We start from the raw sequence: 7,598 nt of genomic DNA, 5'->3' as shown, positions 1-7,598 counted from the left end.
GGGTAGCTGTGGGGGCTCAGGCTCAGTTTGTCCAGTGCATCGCACAGCACCAGGGTGTGTTTGTCGCTGCTGTGCTCGAAGTAGTAGAACAGTCCCGCTTCGCGGGTCAGGCGCTCGAAGAAGTCAAAGTCGCTCTCGCCATACTGCACGCAGTATTCCCGTTTGCGGCTTTCATGGCGCGGGTCACAGCGAAAGGCGTAGTCGGTAATGCCCATTTCGCCGAACAGCACCGCGATGATGTCGGTCAGGCTCTTTTCCTGGAAAATGCGGCTGTTGCGCCGCAGCTGCAGGCGGCTCAGGGCCGGCTCCAGTCTCAGCCGGTAGCGGGTCTGTCTATGGCCGCTGTCGCCGCGGCCAAAGCGGCTTACTATGCCGTGCAATTCTCGTTGGCATTCGCCGTCCTGCCACCAACTCAGTACCCCGCTCTGGTCCACCAAGTCGCTCGCCTTGATATCGTCCCGGCGACTCAGCAACTCAAGCTCTACCACATAAGGACTCGACAGCGATTCTTTCAGCTTGAACGACAGCACCGACAGGCTATCCTCTGCCAAACTGCCCGCCTTGAATCCAAAACGCATGCCGCTCCCTTGATGACTCATCTTCGCTGTCCTTATTGTCCCTGTCCTTTCGCGGTACTCTTGCTGTCTGAGCTCTTGCTGTCTGAGCTCTTGCTGTCTGAGCCCCGGCTTCTATCCCTGCTTTAGGGGAAGGCGTTGAGCTCCGCTCGCCGAGTGCCGTTTTGCTCTTGGTTTAAATGCGATTGACTCGAATGTCTGTTGAATGTCCGTTTAGCCGAATTGCACCAAAAGCCATTGGCCTGCTCTCTGGCTCTCAATCAACCGGTTACACTGTCAGTTGACGTCCTCGCCAGAAAACACCCCAATGGCAAACAGCCACCGCAAGGCGGTGGCTGACACACACTATCAGGCTTCGATGGGCTTGCGCCAGTCATCCGCACCTGAAGTACCGGCACTCACGTGGTCCCAGTCTATCTTGCGATAGGCCATTGACACCTCAACCAATTGAGTGAAATCCGCCTTGTTCGGGTCCTGGCAGTGTGGCATGTGGCAGTTGATGTCCACTATCGTCGCACCTTCAAGCTTGGTGGTGAAGAAGTGCTCCTGCTTGCCCTCGATAGAGGTGCGGTACCACTTCAGCTCAACCTTGTTCAGCTTCTCACCGGATGACAGCGAGTTGTACATCAAAGGCACCGCCTTGTTCAGCGCCACGGTGAACTTGAACGGCTTGTGCACCCGTTGACCCGAAGGCATACCTGACTGTGGGTCGGTCGGCACTGTCACCACATGGTTGAATTCCTGAACCAGCATCTCGTCTTCATGACCTTCCACAAAGATGTCGCCCACTGACTCGGCTGTAAACGCGCCTGCAGTGATGTTGCCCTGGGTTTGACCTTCGATGGAGATATAACATGGTGTTGGCATGGTTAATTCCTTTTACTGTTGAATGAGTGATAAAACCTCATCACCCAATGCCAGAAGCATGCCAAATCGTAAGATGCTGTTTTACAACAACATCCAAACCCACACCCGCTCTCCGGGCAATTTCTTGCCCGAACCCGGGCAATTTTTTGCTCGCCGGGCAAATTCTTGCCCGAAGAGAGTTGCCCGAAAGAGTGGCCTGAAGGAATGTCCCAAGGAATAAGCTGAAGTCGACTTGCTTTAAGAGCATTCCTGTAAAAGTCTTAAAGAAGGTGTGAATAAGCCCTAGTGGCGTTCACTTTTGCAACTTAGGTATAAGCTCTGGGGTAAATTAGCTCGTCGTCATAGCCCTAGGCGGCTGGTTTGACAAAATCCCCCAGAGAGCCACCGGCTTGGTAGTGCGCGGTGATTTCCGCTTTTAAACGAACCAGCTCTGCGCTGGGCTGGGCCCATTCACTTTCAGGCAACGGCTGAGACCAGGCCTCCAGTGCTGCGGTGGGTTGAAAGGTGGCAAGGTTTTGGGTCCACTCTGACACCCAATAGGGAAACTTCCACAGGCAAAACACATTCACCAGATAAAACCACACCATGCCCGCATAGGAAGTGCTGTGATCGCCCCACTCCATCCAAAACAGGTTTTTCGGCCCTATCTTAAAGTGTTCGTGCAGCGACTTGCGATGCTCATCGAAGCTGTGTCTATTTTCCGGTTGTGCCGCTGAGGCCCAATATTCAGGTGCTTCATCCATATAGCAACGCATGGTCTCCCAGGAGAGCTGCGCCGAGGCCAGTGTGGCAACCGGCCGGGTCAGCATCCAGTAGTTGTCGCCATGAGGCAAGGCCATCCCAAAAGTGACGTTAGTCATCACATTGGTGCCGGTGGCGCCCTTATGCATGGCGACCCAGGACACCACCTCCTCCCAGGGAATAAACTGCGGCTGTTTGCTGCCCTCGGGGTAGTAGCACACCTCACGCCGCTGGCGGTTAAACCTCAGCGGCCGCTGGCGGGCAGCTTTCAGCGATGTGCTGATGATGACATAGCCGCCTAAACAGAGGGCAACGGATGCGCAAATAATGGTGAATGGTAACAACTCAATCACAGATTCAACAAAGTAATGCCAAAACGAAGCCTGTCCGTCATTGATAATATAATCCTTACGCGCTATCAACAGGCTGGTAGCCATTTGTACAAAAAGGAAAAAGCTTATACAGCCAGTGTACAACTGCACCTGAAAGGCCTTGCCATGACTGGTTCCGCCTATGTCCATATAAACATCATTGATTTCCAGTACCTCGCCCGAGGGGCCAAGTGCAGATGAAGCGATGGCCGAAGGCAGGGGTTTGGGGGAGAAAAACAGCGCCTCGCCTAGGGGAAAGGGGCGCAGCTCCCCTGCATAAGGGGGAGTGGCATTAAGATCTAAGCTGGCTGATGTTTGACTCATAATTGACTCTATTTACCTCTGTATTGTCTGTTGATACTCTTGCTAACTGATGCTATTGCTAATTGCTACTCTTATTGCCGCGAAAACGGCATTACTTGAATGACAGCTGCGCTGTAGTGAGCGGGCGCAGGTTGGCCTCTGAGACATTTCTGGCCTTAAACAGCTGCACCTGGCTCAAGGCGCCGACGCGATAAAAACTCTCGGTTTGAAAGCGCACCGTCTCTCGCCTGTTGGAGTCCGGCATCGGCCGATAATTCAACTCCAGGGCAATGCCATGGTTGGCGTTAGTCTCATTGGGGTAGATGAGCAACGCAATCTGTAAAGGTTCACCTGGCTCACTCAAGCAACGCCATTGCAGCTCCAGCGCTGCCGTGTAGGCCTGCCAGTCATTGCTTTGTGCATCGGTCATCCAGTAAGCGGCGAGCTTAACCTCGGCGTCATCCAGTTGCTCCAGCGAGATCCCAGGCAGAGTCACAGACAAGGCTCTGCCCTGACTTAGCTCAATCAGGTTGGCTCTAGGCATAGCGGTGAGCTTCGCCAACTGATAGTTACTCTCTTGTAGAGAGTCAAAGGCGGGTTTCTTGCCCCAGCAGCTCTTTTCAAACCAATTCTGATAGTCCGTGCGCTGGTTCATATTGTAGATAACGGTTGTGCCGAGTTGCAGCGCCGATATCGCGATACCGATAAGATTAACCCTCAAACCGATACTCAGCAATCTGCCACTGTTGGTAGCCCATAGCATGGCTTTAGGGATATTGCGGGTATCATTCCAGATAGAGAGGGCAATAATACCAGTGCGAATAAACCCAGCGCCATTGACAACTGTGAGGCTGGACTCTGCCGCCAACTCCATAATGGCGCGGTTGCGGGCATCTGCATCGCCGGCATCCATGGCCATCTTCATTTTTTCCCCAGCTTGCCATGCCTTGGCGCCTGAAAAAGCACCGCTGAAAAAATAGGCCAACAAGCCCATACCCGCCGTCCAGCGCCCCAGACTGGCGCCATATTGCAGCTTGCCGGCACCGCTTTGCACCAGTTTTAAGGCGCTTATATTAGTTGTAGCCTTAATGCCCTGCACCAAACCAAAGCTGGCTCCTAGGGCACCGGATAGATCGCGACTGATATCCAAATCTGAAACATCTTTCTGTTTATCAAAACTGTCATTATATGTCTTGGCAGCATTCCAAACGGCAAAGCAAGTCAGCATAAAGGCCAGGACATCCCAACCATTGGCGCGAAACTGCAACTTACCACTTTTTTTGAGTTGCTGATCCCGGGCCATGGCCTTGATCTCGGCGCGCTGCTCTGGGGTGAGCCCCTTTATCTGATAGCCAATCTTACCGGGTTGTTCACCATAGGGGGTCATACTCTGGGCAATTTGGGGCTCGAGAAGAGAGAGCTTATCCTGATTTGCCTGATGACTTTGGCGCAGGGACTTAACGCTCTCGGGTTCACCGGAATTGCCCTTTTTGCGATGCTGAGCAAAAGCTTCACGGATCTGATGACTAAGTCGGGTATTATCATGGCGTAACTTCGAGGCATCTGTTGTCAGAGACTCGAACTTTGTCGCTTCAGCCGCAGATGCCACTGTGACTGTGACCCCCTGAATACTATAGGCTTTAAGGAGTTCCAGCCACCCTGCATTGTTTAAGTTTCGTAACACACTATTGGGGTCAAACTGGAGATTTTGCGACATTGAGTGTAGTAACTCTTGAGTCTTATCTGCCAGTGCCAAGGTCATGGCCGGCTGATAGCTGTCAATGGTTAGCTGATGAAACGCCTTCAGCTCATCATCGAGATTGGTAAATTTTAGTCTTGCCTCTTCATTCGATACTAGGCTATTCAAACTCGTACCAATGTTGTTGAACTCTTGCGCCGACTCTTTGGCCGTCAAGCTACTTTTTATCTTATTGATATGATCCAAGATCTTCTGGGTCAGCTTATCATAGGCATCTGTACTTAATGTGAAGACCGCCGGGTAGCTTATCCAGGGGAATTTGTCCAAGGTGCCGGCAACCAAGGCACTGGCAGTGTCATTCCAACACAGATCTTTAATACAGCTGTATTCGGCGGCCAAATATTCACGCAATTGTTTACTGGATGTGGAATCAAAGTACCAGGCTGCAAAATAAAAGCGGATAAATAAAGCGCTGCGATCAGCCGTAATGGCGTCAAGCATCCGATGCCAGCCCTGCAGCTTAGTACGCTCTTGCTGTAAAAACTGCCTCATCTCATCAAGATGAATTAAATCACGAATGCCATCTTTAGCAGCATTGCCATCCCAGAGCCCCGTCCAGAAAGGGGCGCCTCTGTTTTGCAATAAGTACTGTTCCTTTACCGAATGAATGACATCCTCATACTTATCCATGAGATCCGGCCCCAGTGCCGCTTTCATGTTGCGATACTTTTCACCGACCGTCGGGCGAACCATATCGTCATATTTTTCATCAAATTCATGCAGCCAATCGATGACTGCTGATTTTTGGACTGAATTAAGAGACTTGGCAAAACTGGTGTCGCCGACAGCAAAGGCAAAGCTGTCAATACGCTCAGGTGTTAATAATAATTGGCTTTCGATATAGCCGCCTTCGACATACTTTTGATAGCGCATCTCATCGCTTTGCCATTCTTCCAGCCACTGGGCAACTTTGCTCTGATATTCGGCCAAGTCCCGCAATACACCTATATCATCATTTAGGATCAGATAGAGATGATCTTCTTTATACTGCATGGAAACTGTGGCCGACAGAGATGCAAAATCAACCGCTTTATATAGGGGCTTGTGCTCCCAGAGATAAGGCGTTGGTTGGTCTTCCGAGGCTGTCAATTTTTCAGCACACTCGGCCAGCCAGTTTTTTGCCTGCTGGGATGTCAACAGATCTTTGCCGCCTTTCATTGCATCGGCAGCGGCCAGATTGATAACCTGCATAAAGCGCTGTCTATCTTTCTCATTGGCAATGACTTGTGAACACTTCACCGCTGTCCATTGCAGTTCCGAATAAGCGGCATAGATGGTGTGTTTTTTGGCAAATATCAACGCAGCCTCTCCCACTGAGTGGGTGCGCACATCGCTGGTCACTTCACTGCCTTGCCACACCAGTTTGCTGATTTTGCCCTGTTTAACAACATATTCATGAAGGAGGGTTTCTCCTTTTTCTTCCACTATGATATACAGCCAGCCATCGCGTAATAATCTTATCCCAAGAGGCTTTGCCTTAGTCTCATAAGGAAGCTTGATATCGGTAGGCGTAAGCTGTTCAACCAAACCATAACGCACTGGGATCAGTTGCACTGACGGTTTCATTAACTGACAAGTACTAACAGGGCTTTTGGCGTCTTTCACCTCGCCGCATCTCGCGGCGTCCATGGGGTTGTTCATACTGCAGATTCCTCTTGTTGCTGTGTTGCAGCAGATGCCGGCTTAGGTTGGCTATATTGAAAGGCGAGCTCAGCAGCCTGTTCAATGCGCTGTGTGGGCGGCAACGCAGAGGGAGTATCGACCAAGAGACGAATATCCGGGTAAGCTGCGCCAGTAAGTGCAGCTTCACCTAAAAAGCCGATGATGTTGAAAAACATCAATAGATCACGCTCGATGCAAAATCCCTTTTGATAGGCGATATCAGCCCAACGAGCTACCCAAGCCTGTGGTTCCTGGAGCTCAGCCCAGCGAGTGGGGAAGTATTTCATCATGTGGCGGGCGATACTTTTTTGGATATTACACCATGAGATCTGCCCCAGACGTCGCCATTGCTCATCGCTGAGTCTTATATCTGGGCTTATCCGTGTATCCACCATCTCCGGCTGCCTCAGATGACGCCAGCCATCCCGTGTCGGTAGCCATGCCTGAGTCATGGATTGCCACAATTTTGGCATGTGGGTATCCAGTAATACCCAAGCCGCCTCACTGTGGGCAAGCTTGAAAAACACTTGGCTGCCATAGGGAGACTGGATCCTGATCAGCCGTCTCATCTGGCTACAGATAACATTGAGGGGCAATGCGGAGGCGAAGAAGTATCCAGATAACGGCTTGTTTTGAGCTAAAAACCATTGCTCGACTGGCTCAGTGGCTCTTATTACATAGGGAGATACCGATTTTAGCGTGTCGTAAGGCGGAAACAGATATATGGCTTCAAGATCGAGCTCTCCAGCCAGGCCGTATAACTGCCTAGCCAGCTCGGGGATTTGGCCGCCATCAACACATAAATAGAGCTGCTCCCCTTTATCCAAGATAAATGGGGGCAGTGTCAATTTGACACCTGTATTCATAGGGTTAATCCCCCCCCCTCACTACATACTTCACACAAGGGCTCTTCACCCTTAAGTGCAGCCACTTGTTTTGCGGGAACAAACCCGATTTCAGCTTGAGGCAACTCGGCAGCGGCCACTTCACCCGGAAGCTCCGGTGCCTTGCCGGCAAAGCCGCTGCCTGAGCCTGGGCTGCCGCCCGAGTTGAGATTAACTGCCGCGCCGCCCAGGTGCACCCCGGCCGGATCGACCTTGACGAAGCTGCCACCGGCACTGATGCTGATCTCGGCGCCGGCATCGAGCACAATTTTCCCCAATGACTTGAGATGAACTTCACTGCCCACTTCGAGCGCTTCTTTGGCGGCGACTTTCTGCTGATAGCTGCCATCCACTATCAGGCTCTTGTCACCCGTTACCTGCTGGCGGGACTCGCCCAATACCGTCAGATGGTCGTTACCGCCGATGCGGCTGCGCC

At 51.7% G+C, this 7,598-nt stretch carries 5 protein-coding genes and 1 pseudogene; all 6 read right to left on the bottom strand.

Going from position 1 to position 7,598, the window contains the following annotated elements:
- Window positions 1–599 (bottom strand): type VI secretion system Vgr family protein (locus ACMHXI_RS11055; protein WP_413734922.1); only part of this gene is annotated, 599 nt, incomplete at its 3' end.
- 324 nt (window positions 600–923) lie between these two features.
- The gene (locus ACMHXI_RS11050) at window positions 924–1,442 is read right to left on the bottom strand and encodes an Hcp family type VI secretion system effector (RefSeq protein ID WP_025890191.1); all 519 of its coding nucleotides are present in this window, start codon (window positions 1,440–1,442) and stop codon (window positions 924–926) included.
- 347 nt (window positions 1,443–1,789) lie between these two features.
- A complete protein-coding gene (locus tag ACMHXI_RS11045; protein WP_109248969.1) occupies window positions 1,790–2,878 on the bottom strand; it encodes a hypothetical protein in 1,089 nt (362 codons plus the stop codon).
- A 91-nt stretch (window positions 2,879–2,969) separates the two neighbouring features.
- Window positions 2,970–6,182, bottom strand: a complete 3,213-nt coding sequence (locus ACMHXI_RS11040; RefSeq protein ID WP_338402369.1) for a toxin VasX — start codon at window positions 6,180–6,182, stop codon at window positions 2,970–2,972.
- A 71-nt stretch (window positions 6,183–6,253) separates the two neighbouring features.
- On the bottom strand, window positions 6,254–7,144 hold the full coding sequence (locus ACMHXI_RS11035) for a DUF4123 domain-containing protein (protein WP_208183030.1): 891 nt from the start codon (window positions 7,142–7,144) through the stop codon (window positions 6,254–6,256).
- A pseudogene (locus ACMHXI_RS11030) lies at window positions 7,141–7,598 on the bottom strand (hypothetical protein); the annotation flags it as partial. The gene ACMHXI_RS11035 and the pseudogene ACMHXI_RS11030, both read right to left, overlap by 4 nt.

The organism is Shewanella sp. BJSY2023SW005, from assembly GCF_047314585.1.
GTDB lineage: Bacteria > Pseudomonadota > Gammaproteobacteria > Enterobacterales > Shewanellaceae > Shewanella > Shewanella algae.
Note: the sequence above shows the minus strand (reverse complement) of the source record. Positions and strands in the feature narration are given on the sequence as shown.